The organism is Variovorax sp. E3, from assembly GCF_016082275.1.
GTDB lineage: Bacteria > Pseudomonadota > Gammaproteobacteria > Burkholderiales > Burkholderiaceae_C > Variovorax.
The window spans coordinates 1-17,164 of sequence record NZ_MOWM01000159.1 but is presented as its reverse complement, the minus strand read 5'-3'; the positions used below and the strand labels follow the sequence as shown (position 1 = coordinate 17,164).

Genomic DNA, 17,164 nt, shown 5'->3' with positions numbered 1-17,164 from the left:
CCAAGCGCCCCGCCAAGGCACTCCCCGCGCGCCGCGAGCCGGGCACCCGCCCGGCGCCGCAGCTGGCCATGGCCGGCGACGCAAGGGCGACTGGACCGAGTTCTGATGATGACGCGCGGCCCTCAAGTTTCGGGCCGCGCTGCCGATAACCAAGCAAGAGGCACCGTTGCGGTGCCAGCCACTCTCTCCAATTGACAGGTAAAGCCTTATGTCCGGAAGCATGTTCTACACGGGTCTGAGCGGTCTCGGCGTCGCTCGCACCGCGCTGATGACCACGGCCCATAACACCGCCAATGTGTACACGCCGGGCTACAGCCGCCAGGTGGCCGAAATGGCCACCAGCGGCGCCATTTCCAGCGGCTCGGGCTACATCGGCTCGGGCGCCAACGTCACGACCATCTCGCGCAGCTACGACCGCTACCTGACCGCGCAGCTGTCCAGCGCGCAGTCGGCCTCGGCCGCGCTGGCCACCAACGGCACGCAGATCAACCGCATCGACACCCTGCTGGCCGACAAGACCTCGGGCATCGCGCCGCTGATGCAGAGCTTCTTCACCAGCATCCAGGGCGTGGCCAACACGCCGGCCGACCCGGCCGCGCGCCAGCAGATGATCAGCTCCGCGCAGGCGCTGGCCAACAAGTTCCGCTCGACTGACCAGTACCTGTCGGACCTGAACACGTCGGTCAACGAGCAGATCTCGGGCAGCGTCGAGCAGATCAACACCTACGCCACCAAGATCGCCAGCCTCAACCAGCAGATCAGCCAGGCCACCGCCATGGCCAGCGGCCAGCCGCCCAACGACCTGCTCGACCAGCGCGACCTGCTCGTGAGCCAGCTCAGCCAGGTGGTCGACGTCAAGGTGCTGCAGCAGGACAACGGCAAGTACAACGTGTTCATCGCCACCGGCCAGTCGCTGGTGGTGGGCGACTACGCCTCGCAGATGGCCGCCGTGAACTCGTCCGCCGACCCCACCCGCAAGGCGGTGGCGCTGGTGGGCTTCAGCGGCGCCACCAGCGAGCTGGACGACACCACGCTCAAGGGCGGCGTGCTCGGCGGCCTCATGACCTTTCGCCGCGAAACCCTCATTCCCACGCAGAACTCGATCGGCCGGCTCGCCATGTCGGTGTCCGACGCGGTCAATGCGCAGCACAAACTCGGCGTCGACCTGAACGGCGCGCTGGGACAGAACTTCTTCAACCAGGCGGTGCCGGGCGTGATCAACAACGCAAAGAACACAGGCAACCTCGAGTTCGGCGCCACGCTGACCGATGCTTCCAAGCTCACCACGAGCGACTACGACGTCAGCGTCACCAACGTGGCGGGCACGCTCACGTATTCGGTCACGCGCCTGTCCGACAAGACGTCGATGGGCAGCTTCACGACCTTCCCGATCACCTTCGACGGCGTGAGCATCAACGCCACCAGCGGCACGGCGCAGGCCGGCGACTCGTTCCTGGTGCAACCCACCCGCACCGGCGCGCGCGACCTGGACGTGCTGGTGCGCGACCCCGCCAAGGTGGCGGCCGCGTCGCCCGTCATCAGCGGCAATACCGCGGGCAACAAGGGCAGCGGCGCACTGGGCGCGGCGGCCGTCGATGCCTCGTACCCGGCAACGCCGCTGGCCGGCCCCGTCACGCTGACCTTCGACGCCGCCACGGGCAGCCTGTCGGGCTTTCCCGCCACGTCGGCCGTGACCGTGACGCTGGCCGACGGCAGCTCCACCACCTACGCGGCCGGCGCCCCCGTGCCCTACACCGCCGGCGCGAAGATGAGCTTCGGCGGCCTGACCGTCAGCATGACCGGCGCGCCCGCCCAGGGCGACACCTTCACCATCAAGAACAACACCTCGGGCGTGTCCGACGGCGGCAATGCGTTGCTGATGGGCGCATTGCAGCGCAAGACCACGATGGCCAACGGCACGGCGACCTTCAACGGCGCCTACTCGCAGCTGGTCAGCGACGTCGGCAACCGCGCCATGGCCGTGAAGGTCGCGGCCACCACGCAAGACAGCGTGACCGGCCAGATCAAGACCAGCCAGCAAGCCATCTCGGGCGTGGTCCAGGACGAGGAAACCGCCAACCTGCTGATGTTCCAGCAGATGTACCAGGCCAATGCAAGGTGATCCAGACCGCCTCGACCATGTTCGACGCGATTCTCGGCATCCGCAGCTGAGCCCCTTGCCGCCAACACCGCCGACACAGCAGCACAGACACCAGGACCCGCGATGCGCATCAGCACCTCCTCCTTCTACGAACAGAACGTCAACGCCATGGGCCTGCAGCAGCAGAAGCTGTTCCGGGTCCAGCAGCAGCTGGCGACCAACTCCAAGTTCCTGTCGGCCGGCGACGACCCGGTGGGCGCGGCGCGCGCGCTCGGCGTGAGCCAGACGCTGGCGGAAAACGCGCAGTTCGCCACCAGCCGCCAGCGCGCCAGCCTGTCGCTGTCGACCGAGGAGAACGCGCTGGACTCGGTGACCTCCATCCTGCAGAACATCAAGACGCTGACCGTGGCCGCCGGCAACCCCACGCTGTCGGACGCCGACCGCGGCTCGCTGGCCACCACCATCCAGAGCGCGCTCGACCAGCTCGTGGGCGTGGCCAACTCCGACGACGGCAACGGCCAGTTCCTGTTCGCGGGCTTCAAGAGCGGCAGCCCGCCCTTCGTGACGGGCGCGGGCGGCGCGGTGCAGTACGTGGGCGACCAGGGCCAGCGCCTGATGCAGATCGACGTGGCGCGCCAGATGTCCACCTCGGACGACGGCCGCAGCATCTTCCAGTCGGTGCAGGGCGGCGCGGGTTACGTGACTTCGGGCGCGGCGGGCAACACCGGCACCGGCGTCTTCGGCTCCGTCGGCATCAACGACGCCACCGCGGCGAACTACGGCAAGGACTTCACCATCAGCTTCGCCGCCGGCAACTACACCGTGACGACCAAGGACACCCCGCCCGTGGTGGCCGCGACCGGCGTGTTCGCGGCCGACACGCCCATCTCGTTCGGCGGCTTGCAGATCAAGATCTCGGGCGCGCCGGCCGACGGCGACAGCTTCGACGTGTCGACCGCGCAGAACGCCGGCACCGACGTGTTCGCATCCATCAACCAGCTGGTGAGCGCGCTGCGCACGCCGCTGACCGGTGGCGGCGCCGCGGCGCAGGCCAAGCTGCTGAACGCGCTGAGCACGGCCAACGTGAAGGTGACGAACGCGCACGACAACGTGCTGACGGTGCTGTCGTCGGTGGGTTCGCGGCAGACCGAAATCGACGCGCTGGACTCGGGTGGCGCCGCGCGCAAGCTGCAGGAAGACGCCTATCTTTCGTCGATCGAGGACCTGGACCCGTACAGCGCGATCTCGGAGTTCTATCAGCGGCAGACTTCGCTGCAGGCAACGCAGATGACGTTTGCCAAGCTGAACAGCATTTCGTTGTTCAACTACCTGTGAGGATGCGAGGGCGTCCCGGCAGTCATTTGCCGGGGCGTTCTTGGAGGTGGCGCCGCGCGCGCATGGCTCGGCTACGATCCCCCCGACGCATTTCCTTCCCCCTCACGGCACGACGAATCGATGATCGCCATCTACTACCTGCTGATGCTCCTGCTCGGATTCGCCTGGTACAAGCTCGGGCAGAACCTGCTGCGAAAAGGGTATCGCGACGAGAACGACCAGCGCACCGAAGGATTCGTGGGGCCGGTGGGATTCGTCGTCACGGCCGGCGTGGCGTGCTACCTGCTGTTCGCGTTGCTGCGCGCACTGGTGCGGGGCGAGGTGCCCTGCGTCGGCAAGGGTTGCAAGATGCAGGTCTATACCCTGGCGGCCCATGCCGGCGAGTACTGGGGCAACATGTTCTTCCTGGCGTGGGTCGTGCTGGCCCTCGGCTATGCGTTGTACGTGACGCTGAGGATCTGGTTTCGGGTGTAGCGGGGCAGTACGGGCCAAAGGGCCAAAGGGCCAAAGGGCCGAGGGGCCGAGGCCCCGACATCAAGCCTTTTCGGCAGCCAGGCCGCCGGCTTCGTCCTTGGCCCGCCGCAGCAGGATGACGAGTCCCGAAATCAGGAAGTACACAGCCCCCACCGCCGCATAGCCGGCCAGGGTCTGCACGACGGGCGCCGCGCTGCCTTGCTGGGCCACGAAGAAGCCTCCGGCCAATGCGGACTGCGCGCCGCTCAGCATCATCACCCACTGGCCCCGGTCGCCCTTGCGGCGACGGATGGCCGTCGCCAGCTGAAGCAGCCCCGAGGCGATGGCCCAGCCGCCGAAGATCACCAGGGCGATCTGCAGCTTGAGCGCGAACGACACGATCACGGCCACCGTGACCAGTCCGCTCATCCACGCATTCAGGATCTGCGTGGGGTTGGCCTTGGCGCCTCCCGTCATCCGGGCGTCCGCCAGGTTGGCCAGCGCGTCCCATGCGGGGTAGACGACCAGCAACGCGGTCGCGAGCGCCGGCGACCCCTTGGCCGCGGTGAACGCCAGCGCGACCCACGCGAAGGAAAAGGCGGCGCGAACGAAGTAGAGCTTGCGCAGCCACGCGGCGCGCTGAAGAGGGGAGAGGTGAGTGTTGGACATGGCAATGACGGCAGGGACCGCGAGATCAAGAAGGTAGAAAGGCCGCAGCCCCGCGAGCGGGGCCGGTGCGGGAAATTCTGTGTCGGCCGCCCCCGGCGCGGTATCGGTCGAATGACCGACAGGCCCTGAAAAACCGCGACTGTGCGATGCTGGGCTTTTGCCTTCGCCCCCTTTTCGACATTCCATGTCCGACGACACGACCATTGCCGTTTTCGACGCGGTCCGCGCGCTCGCCTTCATCGGCGACCTGAGCATGGGCCAGCCGACCGACCATTCGCTGCGCACCGCGTGGCTGGCCGGCGCGATCGCGACGCAAGCCCGCTGCGACCCGTCGCAGGTCGAGGCCGCGCGGCATGTCGCGCTGCTGCGCTGGTCGGGCTGCACGGCCAATGCCCAGGAGTTCGCGGACTTCCTGGAAGACGATGTGCAAGGGCGAAGCGCGCTCCTCGCATCGCAGAAGCCGCGACAGAAGCTGCAGCAGCAGCAGGCGCCCGGCAGCTCACCCCTTCCCGAGGGCATGCTTGCCATGGCCCACATCCATTGCGAGATCGCCGGCGACATCGCGAGCACGCTGGGCCTGGGCGCCGACACCGAAGCCGCGCTGCGCGCGATCTTCGAGGCCTACGACGGCGGCGGCGTGCCCGGCCTGCTCAAGGGCGACGAGGTGCCGCTGGCCACCTATGTCGTGGCCCTGGCGAGCGACCTCGAAATCTTCAGCCGCCTGTACGGGCTCGACGAAGCGCTCGCGCTGGCCCGTGGGCGCGCGGACAGCGTCTACCCCGGCTTTCTGGTCGACGCCAGCGCACCGTGGGTCTCGACGTGGATGAAAGCGCTGGGCGCCGCCGCGCCGCCGTGGACCGACGCGGCCGACCAGCCTGCGTCGATGCTTCGGCGCGTCGGGCTGGAGCTGGTGGGCGACGTGATCGATCTCAAGCTGCCCTGGATGACGGGCTACTCGCGCCGCGTGGCCCAGCTGGCGCGCGATGGCAGCGCGCATGCGGGGCAGGACCAGGCCTCGTGCCGTCGCGCGTACAAGGCCGGGTTGATCCACGGCATCGGGCGGGCGTCGGTGCCCAACGCCATCTGGAACGCGCCCGAGCCGCTGCCGGCCTCGTCGCAGGAGCGCCTGCGGCTCGTGCCGTACTGGACCTCGCGCGCGGCCGGGCAGATCGACGGGCTCGCGCTGGAGGCGGAGATCGCGTCCTTCGCCTTCGAGCGGCGTGACGGCTCCGGCTATTTCCGGGGCCGGTCGGGCGCGGCGATGCCGCGGGAAGGGCAGATCGTCGCCGCCGCCGAGCAGTGGGTGTCGCTTCGCACCCGCCGTCCGTGGCGCGAGGCGCTCACCGAAGCGGAGGCGCTCGATCGCATGAAGCAAGAGGTCGAGGCCGGCCGCTTCGACCCCGACGTGGTCGCCGCGTTGCTCGCCAGTGCGCTGTCGCATGCGCCTGCAAAGGCGATGGCGCCGGCGCGCGGCGAGCAGTCTTTGTCGGAGCGCGAACTGGAGGTGCTGCGCTGCATCAGCCGGGGCGAGAACACCAAGGAGGTGGCCCGTGCGCTGGGCATCAGCCCGCGCACGGTGCGAACGCATGTCGAACGCGTGTTCCTCAAGCTCGAGTGTTCGACGCGCGCCGCCGCGACGTTGAAGGCGGCGACCCGAGGGCTTATTTGACGAGGCCCGGGGCGAGGGCGGGCGCCTCGCCCGCCGCTGCCGAAGGTGCGGCCTCGCCCCTTGCCGGACTCCTGAGCAAGCTCGCCACGCTCCCGCCCAACGCAGCCAGCGCCGCCATCCCCAGCCCCCAGTGCACGGCGCCGTGCGCCGGCAGCAGCGCGAACATCAGGCTCATCAGCAGGCTGCCCAGCGTCAACCCCGTGAGCCGCGCGGTGCCTTGCGCGCCGCCGGCCGCGCCGCTGCGTTCCTTGGGCGCCGACAGCAGCATGTTCTGGTTGTTCGGCGTCTGGAAGAAGCCGAAGCCCAGGCCGGCCAAGCCCGTGAACAGCGCGATCGGCAGCACCGTGTCGCCATGCATCGGCCACAACGCGCACAGCGCCAGGCCCGTCGCGAAGCACGCGCTGCCTGCCGCACACAGCCATGCGCCCGGCACGCGCTGGGCCAGGCGCGCCGACAGAGGCGCGGCCAGCATCACCGCCAGCGGCCAGGGCGTCATCAGGAGGCCGGCAGTCACGGCGCTCTGCCCGAGCTCGTGCTGGATGTAGAACGGCAGCGCCACCAGGCTGGCCATCTGCCCGGTGAAGCAGCACACCGAGGCAATGACCGAGACCCGGAATGAATGCACGCGCAGCAGGTCGAGCGGAATCAAGGGCGCCGCCTTCGGCATCTCGCGCCGCACCAGCAGCACCATGCACACGGCCGACAACGCGAGCAACGCGCCACCTTGCAACGGATGCGCCACCACCCGATCACCCCCCAGCACGAAGGAAGCGAACATGACCGCGTTGAGCGCGATGCTCCCCACGTCGATGGGGCGCTGCGAGCGCGGCGGCGTCGGCAACCCCGCGCAGGCGACGAGCACGAGCAGGCCGATCGGCAGGTTCACCGCGAAGAGCCACGGCCAGCTCGCCGCCGAGAGGATGAGCGCGCCCAGCGTGGGGCCCGCCGCCGAAGCGGCCGCGACGGCCAGCGCGTTCCAGGCGATCGAGCGCGCCAGCAACCGGCGCGGATAGGTGAAGCGCAGCAACGCCAGGCCCAGCGGCATCACGGCCGCGCTGCCCAGGCCCTGAAGGCACCTGGCGGCCACGAGCCACGGCAGCGACGGCGACACCGCGCACAGCACCGACGCCGCGGTGAACAGCGCGACGCCGCCCGCGAACACGCGCCGGTACCCGAACCTTTCGCCGACGGCGGAAGCCGGCAACAGGAACATGACCACGGCCAGCTGGTAGGCCGTGATGATCCAGACCGCATCGGCGGGCGACGCCTGCAACTGCCGGGCAATGCCCGGCAGCGCGATGTTGGCGATGGCGCCGTCGAGCACCACCAGCACGCCCGCGCCCAGGATCGCGGCGACGGCCGCGAGGCGCCTTGGCAGGGGCAGGCCGTCGGTGTCATGCGCCGCGTTCGCCTCCGGGGTTTCGGCGGCGCGGGTGAGGTTGGAAGACGGGGTGGTTCGAAGCGTGGATGACAGCATGATGTGACGACTGGAAGAGGCACGCTCTATCGCGCCAGGTCAGCTTAGGACGGCGTGCCGGGCTTGCACAGCGCGTGGCGCGCAGCTTGTTCCTGCGCGCGGCGCCTGTCGAAACCCGTGCGGGCGTGCTAGCTTCGGGCATGCCGCCAGAAGCCGACCTGAACCAGCTGTTTGCGTTGAACGCGCTGCTCTCCGAGGGCAGCGTCGCGAAGGCGGCCGAGCGCCTGGGCCTGAGCGAGTCGGCCATGAGCCGGTCGCTTGCGCGGCTGCGCGAATCCACCGGGGACCCGCTCCTGGTGCGCGCGGGCCGCGCCATGGTGCTCACGCCGCATGCGCTGGCACTGCGCGACCGCGTGCGGGAACTGGTGCAGGAGTCGCGTGCGGTGCTCCAGCCCGCCGGCGCGAGCATGGACCCGCGCACGCTGCGGCAGCTGTTCACCATCCGCGCCAACGACGGCTTCATCGAGGCCTTCGCGCATCAGCTGGTGGCCCGCGCCGCACGCGAGGCGCCCGGCGTTCGCCTGCGCTTCGCGCCCAAGCCCGACAAGGACGTGCGCCCGCTGCGCGAGGGCCTGCTCGACCTGGACGTCGGCGTGCTCGGCGAATCGGCCGGCCCGGAGGTGCGCGTGCAGGCGCTGTTTCGCGACCGGTTCATCGCGGTCGTGCGCGAGGGGCACCCCCTGCTCGCCGGCCCCGAGATCACCGCCGAGCGCTACGCCGCCTGCGACCACGTGGTCACGTCACGCCACGGCCGCACGGTCGGGCCCGTGGACGACGCGCTCACGGCGATGGGCCTGGTGCGCAACACCGCGGTCGTGGTGCCCAGCTTCAGCACCGCCTTGTCGGTCGCGGCCGAGACCGACCTGGTGGCGTTGATACCGTCCTCCTACTTCGAACACCTGCGGGAGCGCGGCACGCTGCGCGCGTTCGCGCTGCCGATGCCGACGGCGCAGATCACCGTGTCGCAGATGTGGCATCCGCGCCTTGATCGGGATCCCGCGCACCGGTGGCTGCGTGGGGTGGTGCTGGAGGTTTGCCGGGCGTGGATGAGCAGACGAACGCTCGGTGATTGCGTTTCGGCGGATGCACGGAAACTTGGCAATACGAAGCGCAATGCAGTCGCCCTCGCACATATCCCCGCAAACCGCGACTTCCTAGCAAATTCGCTCCCCCACTCGCGCCGCATTTCTCTAGAGTGAATGCCCCTGTCACTCACCGCCCCACCTGGCGGGCAAGGAAGGCACCCCCGGCGCTCCTCAGCATAAGAAACCGCTTCACCTCGCAGCGGGTCATCGGCGCCTTGGTTGGCGCGGATGCAAACGCGGGACACAAAAGGCGACGGCCGGGGTGTATGCGCACCCCAGCCGTCTAACCGAATGACGTGCACAACCTCGAAAAGGAGCACACCAAATGGCTAGACGAATTATGGCCCGGCCTCGCACGCCGGTACCCCTTGGCGCAACGGCAGCGCCCACCGCGACCGACCTGCTGGAGAACCGCCTCGAGCAACTCAGGTCGCTGCTCTGGAGCTTTCACGGTGACGGCAACCGTTGGGGCGACCATCCCGAGACCCAGCACCTGAACAACGTGTTCTGGGCCCTGGCCGAGTTGGCGGAAGACGCGGCCGCTCTGTTCCAGGAAAGTGCGCAGGCGCATCCGCAACAGGTCCCCCGCAAAGCCTGATCGGGGTCGCAGCCCCGTTGCAAAAGGTGCTGTGGGTGAATGTGAAGAATTCCGTTGGTCTTTTAAAAGATGCATTAAGGCCATCGGAATTCTCGATAAATATCTGCAATCATTCTTCATCTATGCCTTGCCGCGCGAGGCAATGGCGCCGCGTGATTCATCGGCGCGATGGCGGAAATTCATGCCGCGTACATTTGGAGAACAATCATCATTACAACAATGCAAACGCCGGTTCGTTTCTGGTATTCGAACTTCAAGCATTCCAATTTCATTCCTCCAGCTTCTCCTCTGAAAGCCGCCAGAAATTTCGTTCTTATTGCAAGAGGGCCGAAATTTCCAAAATTGTCGTTTTTACATTTGTCGATCTTTCGTTATTGGTTTGTCGCTTGTTGTGTTGTGGCGCTCTCCGCTTGCGGTGACGGAAGCGGTGGCAATTCGGGCGCGTTGCCATTTGCGTTCACCGGAACAACCGCACCGGCCGCACCCACCGCACCGGACGCCGAAGCACCGCGAACCGAAACGGCCGGGCTGCCGCCTGCATCGCAACCTCCCGCAGTCGACGTTCCACCCGCGCAGCCGGTGCCAGTGTTCTGCCGGGCCGACATCGATGCCGCGCTGCAGACAGGAGACTCCACGGGCCTGAGCGATGCGCCCGCCATTGCCAGGTGCGCCAGCGACTTCGCGACCAAGCTCTCGGCCCGGCAGGAGGCATTGCCTCTTGCGCTGTACGGCAACGAGAGCAGCGCGTACATCCCGGGCAAGAGCAGCCAGTTCGTCATGCCCGCAAACATCGAGACCAGCCAGCCGTTCGTGGTCGGCGACAAGGGCTCGGTGCTTGCCAGCGTGAGCACGGCGGCCAATGGCCGCAGCGCCGCCTATGGCACCGACATCCTCGATTGGTTCCGCGACGATGGGAACATCGCCCATGTACCGGCATTTCGCAGGCTGCAGAGCTGGCTGCTGCAAGGCGATGCCGGCAAAGCCCTTCCCGAGTCGGTCAGCGTGAGCTTCTCGGGCATCGATGCCAGATCCGTTTCCGCAGGGTTCGTCAAAGCCGGCATGAAGGTCGTTGCAACGGCGTGCGATTTTTCGGCGCCCGACGGCTGCGACAACGGGGCTCAGCTTCTCGTCCTCGGCTCGGGTGTGCCGGACGACCCGGCGCTCGAGGCGCGTGTGGCAAAGATGCTGGCATCCGGAAAGCCCATTCTTTATCTGCACACCACGGGCTGGCAGACCAACGAGGCCAGCCGCAAGATGCTGGCGGCCATGGGCATGGTGCTCGGCGGCTATGGCGGCAACTACTTCGGCGAAGACGGCGTGGCCGCCGGGCGCTCTGTGGCGGCCAACAGCGTGGCACTGTCACAGCTCGCGAAGCTCATGCCGTTGCTGCGGCGAATGGCCGTCGGCGATTGGCGCACCAACTACGACTGGAGCGCGTGCGCCAACAACAGCTGCGACAACGTTCCCGACCTCCAGGCCGACGTACTGACGCCTGCCGAGACGTTGCGCAACAAGATCGATGGCTACACCAGCGCCGGTCGTTCGCTCTTTGCCGAGCCGGGCACCACGCTGTACCGATTGCTTGCGCTGTGGGGCGATGCGGCGCGCCTGAACATCAAGTACCCGATGGACAAGGCGACCCAGGCCGGTCCGCTCCAGCAGGCAGCGGTGGCCGACAGCCTGATTGCCTATGTGCGGCCCAAGGGCGGTGCGCAGCCGGATCTGGGCACCTTCATGAACGGCGCCGCGTCACGGTTCGCCGTGTCGTCGACGGACGAAGTCATCACCCTTCCATTGCCGTCGGCGAGCGGATTCACCACGATGGGCCGTTTTGCGATTCCCGGCAAAGCCGTGACCGTGCAGGTGATCGATGCGGGCGGCGCGACGCTGTCGCTGCGCATCAACACGCAGCGCACGGGTTCGACGCGGCTGTGGTCCGACAACGGCTACGACCGCCCGCGCTTCCTGGCGAGTCCCGAGATCGCGTTGAGTGCGCAGGCTTCGATGCAGGTCGTGAGCCCGTACGGCGGAACGGTGCTGTTGTCCTATGCGGGCGCCACACCAGGAACGAACGTCCGACTGCGGGTTCGCGGCGTCGCGCAGCATCCCTTCCTCGACATGGGCAACGGCGGGGACATGGCGGCGTTCGCGCAGAGCATCCAGAACACGCCTTTCGACTGGGCCGAGATCAAGCTCCCCGGCGCCGAGATCCACACGCGGGTCGACAAGATGAAGGAGGCGCTGAAAGAGGGCAACTACGGCACCGACATGGCCCGCTACCTCACGGAGCTTCGCTCGCTGATCTTCGAGGATGCGTATCAGCTGGCGGGGTTCGCCATGGCGGGTCATCCGCCGACGACCGGCGTGCTGGATTTCTGCAAGGCGCAGGGCTGGGATTGCACCGACACGGCCCTGCACAGCGTGCCGAGCGTCCAGCACATCAACGCCGATCTCTATGCCCACTGCGGCTCCGGCTGCTCCGGCAACCCCATCGATCTGTCTTGGGGTGTCGGTCCGCGCGGCTGGGGCGAGAGCCATGAACTGGGCCACAACCTGCAAAAGGGCATGTTCAACATCTACGGGGGCCGCAGCGGCGAGGTATCGAACAACATCTTTCCGCTTCACAAGAAGTGGCGAATATTCCGGGAGTTGAACGTCGTCGATGCGGACGACAACAGCAAGCTCGCCTACAGATCGGCCTTCGACATGATCATGGCGGCGCGTGCCGAAGCGGACCCGGTCAAGGGCGCGTACAACCGCATCTGGGGTTCGGACGCCTATGCGGTCCAGAACGGGGAGCGCATGGCGTTCTACATCCAGTGGGTCCACTACTGGGAACAGCGCACGGGCGACCAGACGCGCGGGTGGGAGCTCATCACCCAGCTGTACCTGCATCAGCGGCTGTTCGAAAAGGGCGACTGGGCCAGGAACAGCGCGAAGCTGGGCTACGGCAACTACGCAACGCGCCCCGAAGTCAACGGCAACGACAACCTGCTGATCGCGCTGTCGTGGATGACCGGGCGCGACCAGCGCCCGACCTTCGATCTGTGGGGCGTGACGTACTCGCCCGAAGCCGCCGCCCAGGTGGCCAGCTATGGCTTCGCTAAGGAAGCCGCGCTGTTCTATGCCAACAGCTCGTCCGCGGATCACAGCACCGTGCGCAAGATCGACATGACGGCGCCCACACCCGCCTGGCCTTTCTAGAAGCCAGGTCCGCGCGCCTCGCGCGCAGAGCTTGCGCGGGGGCGGCAGGTCAGGGCCGCAGCCCCTGCGTGAACCGCAGCATGTTCGCAATGGCTTCGGCGAACCGGGGCTCCAGAAACGCCGCCAGGTTCGGCATCAGCAGCTGCAGCATGAAGATCCCCGCCAGCAGCGTCAGCGGGAACCCGACCGCGAAGATGCTGAACTGCGGCGACGCGCGGTTCAGGATGCCCATGGCCAGGTTCAACGTGAGCAGCGCGGTGATCAGCGGCAGCGCCAGCATCAGCCCGCTGGCGAAGATGTCGCCGCCCGCCAGCACCAGGAACATCCAGCCGCCCGCGGCCAGTGGACCGCCCGAAATCGGCAGGGTCCGAAAGCTGTCGGCCAGCGCGTTCACCATCAGCAGGTGGCCGTCCAGCGCCAGAAAGATCAGCATCGCCAGCATGTTCAAGAGCCGCGACACCACCATGGTGCTGCCGTGGCTCATGGGGTCGAAGAAGGATGCGAACGACAGGCCCATCTGCAGGCCGATGTACTCGCCCGCCGCGAGCACGGCGGTGAATATCAGCCGCATGCTGAAGCCCATGGCCACGCCGATGAGCACCTGCTGGATGACGATCCACAGGCCGCCGGCGGACACCACCGGCACCGCCGGAAAAGCCCCCAGCGTGGGCGAGAGCACCAGCGCCAGCATGGCGGCAATGCCGACCTTGACCTGGCGCGGCACCCACGGCTCGCCGAAGACCGGCGCGGTGCTCACCAGTGCGAGCATGCGGACGAAGGGCCACAGGAACGCGACCATCCAGGCCTCGAGCTGGCCCGAAGTGACCGAGAAGATCGAAGGCGTCACGCCAGCAGTTGCGGAATGCTGGCGAACAGCGCGCGCATGTAGTCGAGCATGCGGTCGAGCATCCACGGCCCGGCGATGACCAGCGTCGCGAACACGGCGAGCAGCTTGGGAATGAAGGACAGCGTGGCCTCGTTGATTTGCGTGGCCGCCTGGAAGATGCTGACGATCAGGCCGATGACCAGCGCCACCAGCAGCAGCGGCGCGCCCAGCAGCAGCGAGATCTCCATGGCTCGGTGGCCCATGGTCATGACGGATTCGGGAGTCATGCGCGGGTCTCGCCTAAAGGTAGAAGCTCTGCGTCAGCGCGCCGATCATCAGCTGCCAGCCGTCGGCCAGCACGAAGAGCATCAGCTTGAACGGCAGCGCGATGGACGCGGGCGGCACCATCATCATGCCCATCGACATGAGCACGCTGGCCACCACGAGGTCGATGATGAGGAACGGTATGAAGATGGTGAAGCCGATCTGGAACGCCGTCTTCAGCTCGCTGATGACGAAGGACGGCAGCAGGATGCGCAGCGGCACGTCTTCGGGCCCCTGCATGTCGGGCACCTTGGCGAGCCGCGCGAACAGGGCCAGGTCGGTCTCGCGGGTCTGCTTGAGCATGAAGGTCTTGAAGGGGGCGATGCCGCGCTCCATGGCCTTCTCGGCGCTGATCTTGTTCTCGGAGAAGGGCTGGTAGGCGTCGGTGTAGACCTTGTCGAACACCGGCGACATCACGAAGAAGGTCAGGAACAGCGACAACCCGACCAGGATCTGGTTGGGCGGCGAGGTCTGCGTGCCGATGGCGGTGCGCAGCAGGCCCAGCACGATCAGGATGCGCGTGAAGCTGGTCATCGACAGCAGCAGCGCGGGCAGGAAGGTGAGCGAGGTCAGCAGCACCATGGTCTGCACGCTCAGCGACCAGGTCTGGCTGCCGCCGGGGCCGGGGGTGCTGGTGATGCCGGGCAGGCCTTGGGTCCAGGCGGCGATGGGCAGCGTGGCGGCGAGCAGCAGCAACGCGGCGCGCAGGCCGCGGCGCAATGCGGGGTGCGTCATGGAGCGGGGTGCTGCGCCTTGCCCGAGAGGGATTCGCGCAGCTTGCGGGCAAAGAGTTCGACGGGGCCGCGCGCGCCGTTGGGCGCGCAGGCTGCGGCATGGGTGTCCGCGTGATGAGGGGCCTGGGCCGGCAGCGTGTGCAGCATGTTGACCTGGCTCGACGTGACGCCCAGCACCAGCCAGGTGTCGGCCACTTCGACCACGACCACGCGTTCGCGCTGGCCGACCATGGCGCTGGACACCACCTTCACGTGCTGGCCGCCGCCGAGGCGCTGGAGCCCGAAGCGGCGCGCCAGCCAGGCGCACAGAAAGATCAGGCCCACGACCAGGGCCATGCCGAAGCCGGCCTGCAGCAGGCCGCCGGCGCCGACGGCCGAGGGTGCGGGGGCTTCGTGCACCGGCGTGGGCACGGTGGGCAGCGCGGCCAGCGCCGCGTGCGTGCAGGACAGCAGCAGGGCCGGCAGCGCCGCGCCCTTGGCGAGCAGATGCCGGCGCAGGTTCATGAACGCGCGAGCTTCTGCATGCGCTCGGAGGGGGTGACGATGTCGGTCAGGCGGATGCCGTATTTCTCGTTCACCACCACCACTTCGCCTTGCGCGATGAGGTAGCCGTTGATCAGCACGTCCAGCGGCTGGCCGGCCAGGCCGTCGAGCTCGACCACCGAGCCCTGCGACAACTGCAGCAGGCTCTTGATGGTGATGCGGGTGCGGCCGATCTCGGCGGTCAGTTGCACCGGCACGTCGAGCACGCGCGCGATGTCCACGGGGCCGGCGCTGGAGGGGGCGGCGGCCGGCGTGTCCTGGATCTGCTGGAAGACCTGCGCGGTGGCCGGGGCCACGGCGGCGGCGGGTTCGTGGGCCGGCACGGGCGCGGTGGCGGCCGTCTGTTCGGCCAGGGCGGCAGCCCAGTCGTCCGCGTCGCTGCTGGCGGAAGAGGTGTTGTCAGTCATGGTCGTTCTTCAAATCGCTGTCTTGGTGGGAGATCATGTGTTGCACGCGCAGGGCGTAGCGCTCGTTGGAGGTGCCGTAGCCGCACTCCATCACCGGCACGCCGCCGACCTTGGCGACGACGGTCTCGGGCAGCTCGATGGGGATGACGTCGCCGATGTTCAGCTTCATCACCTCGCCCAGCGTGGAGGGCATGGTCACGAAGTCGGCCACCAGCTCGACGTCGGCGGCCTGCATCTGGCGCGACATCTGCGTGACCCAGCGCTTGTCGATCTCGACCTCGTCCTGGATCGGGTTGGACAGCAGGTCGCGGATCGGCTCGATCATCGAGTAGGGCAGGCACACGTGCAGGAAGCCGCCGATGGGGCCGAACTCGATCTGCAGCGTGGTGTTGATCACCACCTCGTTGGGCGCCACGATGTTGGCGAGCTTGCCGTGCATTTCGGCGCGCACGTAGTCGAAATCGAGCGGGAACACCGGCTGCCACGCCTCGCCGTAGCACTGCAGCGAGATGTCCAGCAGGCGCTTGATGATGCGCTGCTCGGTGCGCGTGAAGTCGCGGCCTTCCACGCGCACGTGGTAGCGCCCGTCGCTGCCGAAGAGGTTGTCCACCACGAGGAACACCAGCTTCGGGTCGAACACGAAGAGGGCGGTGCCGCGCAGCGGCTTCATGTGGATCATGTTGATGTTCGCGGGCACCGGCAGGTGCCGCACGAACTCGCCGTACTGCTGGATCTGGACCGGCCCCACCGAGATGTCGGGGCTGCGGCGCATGAAGTTCAGCAGCGCGCCGCGCAGGCCGCGCGCGAAGCGGTCGTTGATGACCTCCAGCGTGTGCATGCGGTTGCGCACCACGCGGTCGGGCGCGCCGAGGTCGTAGGCCGGCAGGCCGTCCTTGGGCGGCGGGGGCGCGGTCGATTGGTCGATGTCCCCGCCGGTGACGCCTTGCAGGAGCGCATCGACCTCGTCCTGGGAAAGCACCTGTTCATACGCCATGGGTCGCTTGTCTGGAGAAGGTGGTTGTCACTGCACGACGAACGTGTTGAACGAAACGCTGGAGATGTCCAGCTCGGGCGTGCCCGCGCCCAGCGGCGCGCTCAGCGCCTTGCGGATTTCCTCGGCCAGCTTGGCCTTGTCTTCCGGCGACACGATGGAGTCGGGCGCGCGGTTGGACAGCAGCAGCAGCAGGCGGCTGCGCACTTCGGGCATGAACTCGACGAGCTGGGCCTTGGTCTGTTCGTCGCGCACGCGCAGCGCCATGCCGATCTGCAGGAAGCGCCCGCGCCCTTCGGACTGCAGGTTGACGGTCAGCGGCTCGAGCATCAGGAAGATCGGCTTCTCGGGCACCGGCGCCTTGGGCGCCTCGGCGGAATGCGTGCCCATGAAGCGGGGCACCAGCACATAGGCGGCCGCGCCGGCGGCGGCCAGGCCGATGGCGATCAGCAGCCCGATCAGCAGCTTCGAGGAGCGGCGGGGGGCCGAGGCGGGAACGGCGGCGGCGGCGGAAGAGGAGGTAGCCATGTTGAAGCGTTGAACTTGTGCGGTCTATTCTTTGCGAAGTCCCTTGCGGATGAACGGCCGAACAAGCGCGCAAAGACGCTTCACATCCGTTCATTGCGCGGTGCCGGGAGGGCCCGCGCGGGAGCAAGGGGCGAGGGGGCGCGGCGTCAGGCGAAGGTGTCGACTCCCGGGCCCGCGTTGACGGGAGCGGCGGCGCGCGCGGGGGCCACGGGCGCCGTGG

The 17,164-nt window shown here is 67.8% G+C and carries 16 protein-coding genes; 7 read left to right on the top strand and 9 right to left on the bottom strand.

Features of this window, described 5'->3' with window-relative positions; all coding sequences use genetic code 11:
- The first annotated feature begins 268 nt into the window (after positions 1-268).
- From flgK to BMG07_RS33980, 3 genes are all read left to right on the top strand, one after another.
- Positions 269-2,122, top strand: a complete 1,854-nt coding sequence (gene flgK / locus BMG07_RS33990) for a flagellar hook-associated protein FlgK (RefSeq protein WP_269759661.1) — start codon at positions 269-271, stop codon at positions 2,120-2,122.
- 102 nt (positions 2,123-2,224) lie between these two features.
- On the top strand, positions 2,225-3,436 hold the full coding sequence (gene flgL / locus BMG07_RS33985; protein ID WP_198088194.1) for a flagellar hook-associated protein FlgL: 1,212 nt from the start codon (positions 2,225-2,227) through the stop codon (positions 3,434-3,436).
- Between the two features lie 120 nt (positions 3,437-3,556).
- A complete protein-coding gene (locus tag BMG07_RS33980) occupies positions 3,557-3,910 on the top strand; it encodes a hypothetical protein (protein WP_198088193.1) in 354 nt (117 codons plus the stop codon).
- Between the two features lie 60 nt (positions 3,911-3,970).
- On the opposite strand, the gene BMG07_RS33975 is transcribed toward BMG07_RS33980, so the two are convergent.
- A complete protein-coding gene (locus tag BMG07_RS33975; RefSeq protein ID WP_198088192.1) occupies positions 3,971-4,558 on the bottom strand; it encodes a DUF308 domain-containing protein in 588 nt (195 codons plus the stop codon).
- 184 nt (positions 4,559-4,742) lie between these two features.
- On the opposite strand from BMG07_RS33975, the gene BMG07_RS33970 reads away from it, so the two are divergent.
- Positions 4,743-6,227: an HD domain-containing phosphohydrolase gene (locus BMG07_RS33970; RefSeq protein WP_198088191.1), complete on the top strand. Its 1,485-nt coding sequence runs from the start codon at positions 4,743-4,745 to the stop codon at positions 6,225-6,227.
- Here the strand turns inward: BMG07_RS33970 and BMG07_RS33965 are convergent.
- The gene (locus BMG07_RS33965; protein ID WP_198088190.1) at positions 6,220-7,704 is read right to left on the bottom strand and encodes an MFS transporter; all 1,485 of its coding nucleotides are present in this window, start codon (positions 7,702-7,704) and stop codon (positions 6,220-6,222) included. The genes BMG07_RS33970 and BMG07_RS33965 overlap by 8 nt on opposite strands.
- Positions 7,705-7,844: 140 nt before the next feature.
- On the opposite strand from BMG07_RS33965, the gene BMG07_RS33960 reads away from it, so the two are divergent.
- The 3 genes from BMG07_RS33960 (at position 7,845) to BMG07_RS33950 (ending at position 12,591) form a co-directional block, all read left to right on the top strand.
- Entirely contained in the window at positions 7,845-8,903 is a 1,059-nt protein-coding gene (locus BMG07_RS33960) for a LysR family transcriptional regulator (RefSeq protein ID WP_269759663.1), read from the top strand.
- A gap of 211 nt (positions 8,904-9,114) precedes the next feature.
- Positions 9,115-9,387, top strand: a complete 273-nt coding sequence (locus BMG07_RS33955) for a hypothetical protein (RefSeq protein WP_198088189.1) — start codon at positions 9,115-9,117, stop codon at positions 9,385-9,387.
- 219 nt (positions 9,388-9,606) lie between these two features.
- On the top strand, positions 9,607-12,591 hold the full coding sequence (locus tag BMG07_RS33950; RefSeq protein WP_198088188.1) for an ImpA family metalloprotease: 2,985 nt from the start codon (positions 9,607-9,609) through the stop codon (positions 12,589-12,591).
- Between the two features lie 49 nt (positions 12,592-12,640).
- On the opposite strand, the gene fliR is transcribed toward BMG07_RS33950, so the two are convergent.
- The 7 genes from fliR to fliL are packed head-to-tail and all read right to left on the bottom strand — an operon-like array spanning position 12,641 to position 16,944.
- The gene (fliR, locus tag BMG07_RS33945; protein WP_198088195.1) at positions 12,641-13,426 is read right to left on the bottom strand and encodes a flagellar biosynthetic protein FliR; all 786 of its coding nucleotides are present in this window, start codon (positions 13,424-13,426) and stop codon (positions 12,641-12,643) included.
- An 8-nt stretch (positions 13,427-13,434) separates the two neighbouring features.
- Positions 13,435-13,704: a flagellar biosynthesis protein FliQ gene (gene fliQ / locus BMG07_RS33940; protein WP_198088187.1), complete on the bottom strand. Its 270-nt coding sequence runs from the start codon at positions 13,702-13,704 to the stop codon at positions 13,435-13,437.
- Between the two features lie 13 nt (positions 13,705-13,717).
- A complete protein-coding gene (gene fliP, locus BMG07_RS33935; protein ID WP_198088186.1) occupies positions 13,718-14,476 on the bottom strand; it encodes a flagellar type III secretion system pore protein FliP in 759 nt (252 codons plus the stop codon).
- Entirely contained in the window at positions 14,473-14,979 is a 507-nt protein-coding gene (fliO, locus tag BMG07_RS33930; RefSeq protein ID WP_198088185.1) for a flagellar biosynthetic protein FliO, read from the bottom strand. Before fliO ends, fliP begins: the two co-directional genes overlap by 4 nt.
- Complete coding sequence (gene fliN / locus BMG07_RS33925) at positions 14,976-15,425, bottom strand: flagellar motor switch protein FliN (protein ID WP_198088184.1); 450 nt, start codon at positions 15,423-15,425, stop codon at positions 14,976-14,978. The genes fliO and fliN overlap by 4 nt, the downstream gene beginning before the upstream one ends.
- Complete coding sequence (fliM, locus tag BMG07_RS33920; protein WP_198088183.1) at positions 15,418-16,419, bottom strand: flagellar motor switch protein FliM; 1,002 nt, start codon at positions 16,417-16,419, stop codon at positions 15,418-15,420. The genes fliN and fliM overlap by 8 nt, the downstream gene beginning before the upstream one ends.
- Before the next feature lie 27 nt (positions 16,420-16,446).
- Positions 16,447-16,944, bottom strand: coding sequence for a flagellar basal body-associated protein FliL (fliL, locus tag BMG07_RS33915; protein WP_198088182.1), 498 nt, complete (start codon positions 16,942-16,944; stop codon positions 16,447-16,449).
- Between the last annotated feature and the right edge of the window lie 220 nt (positions 16,945-17,164).

Bases quoted from the DNA above. Each gene is read 5' to 3' on its own strand.
- BMG07_RS33975 (WP_198088192.1), bottom strand. From the start codon at position 4,558: ATGTCCAACACTCACCTCTCCCCTCTTCAGCGCGCCGCGTGGCTGCGC.
- BMG07_RS33965 (WP_198088190.1), bottom strand. From the start codon at position 7,704: ATGCTGTCATCCACGCTTCGAACCACCCCGTCTTCCAACCTCACCCGC.
- BMG07_RS33960 (WP_269759663.1), top strand. From the start codon at position 7,845: ATGCCGCCAGAAGCCGACCTGAACCAGCTGTTTGCGTTGAACGCGCTG.
- BMG07_RS33950 (WP_198088188.1), top strand. From the start codon at position 9,607: ATGCAAACGCCGGTTCGTTTCTGGTATTCGAACTTCAAGCATTCCAAT.
- BMG07_RS33955 (WP_198088189.1), top strand. From the start codon at position 9,115: ATGGCTAGACGAATTATGGCCCGGCCTCGCACGCCGGTACCCCTTGGC.
- flgL (WP_198088194.1), top strand. From the start codon at position 2,225: ATGCGCATCAGCACCTCCTCCTTCTACGAACAGAACGTCAACGCCATG.
- fliL (WP_198088182.1), bottom strand. From the start codon at position 16,944: ATGGCTACCTCCTCTTCCGCCGCCGCCGCCGTTCCCGCCTCGGCCCCC.
- BMG07_RS33980 (WP_198088193.1), top strand. From the start codon at position 3,557: ATGATCGCCATCTACTACCTGCTGATGCTCCTGCTCGGATTCGCCTGG.
- fliN (WP_198088184.1), bottom strand. From the start codon at position 15,425: ATGACTGACAACACCTCTTCCGCCAGCAGCGACGCGGACGACTGGGCT.
- fliQ (WP_198088187.1), bottom strand. From the start codon at position 13,704: ATGACTCCCGAATCCGTCATGACCATGGGCCACCGAGCCATGGAGATC.
- fliM (WP_198088183.1), bottom strand. From the start codon at position 16,419: ATGGCGTATGAACAGGTGCTTTCCCAGGACGAGGTCGATGCGCTCCTG.
- flgK (WP_269759661.1), top strand. From the start codon at position 269: ATGACCACGGCCCATAACACCGCCAATGTGTACACGCCGGGCTACAGC.
- fliO (WP_198088185.1), bottom strand. From the start codon at position 14,979: ATGAACCTGCGCCGGCATCTGCTCGCCAAGGGCGCGGCGCTGCCGGCC.
- fliP (WP_198088186.1), bottom strand. From the start codon at position 14,476: ATGACGCACCCCGCATTGCGCCGCGGCCTGCGCGCCGCGTTGCTGCTG.
- BMG07_RS33970 (WP_198088191.1), top strand. From the start codon at position 4,743: ATGTCCGACGACACGACCATTGCCGTTTTCGACGCGGTCCGCGCGCTC.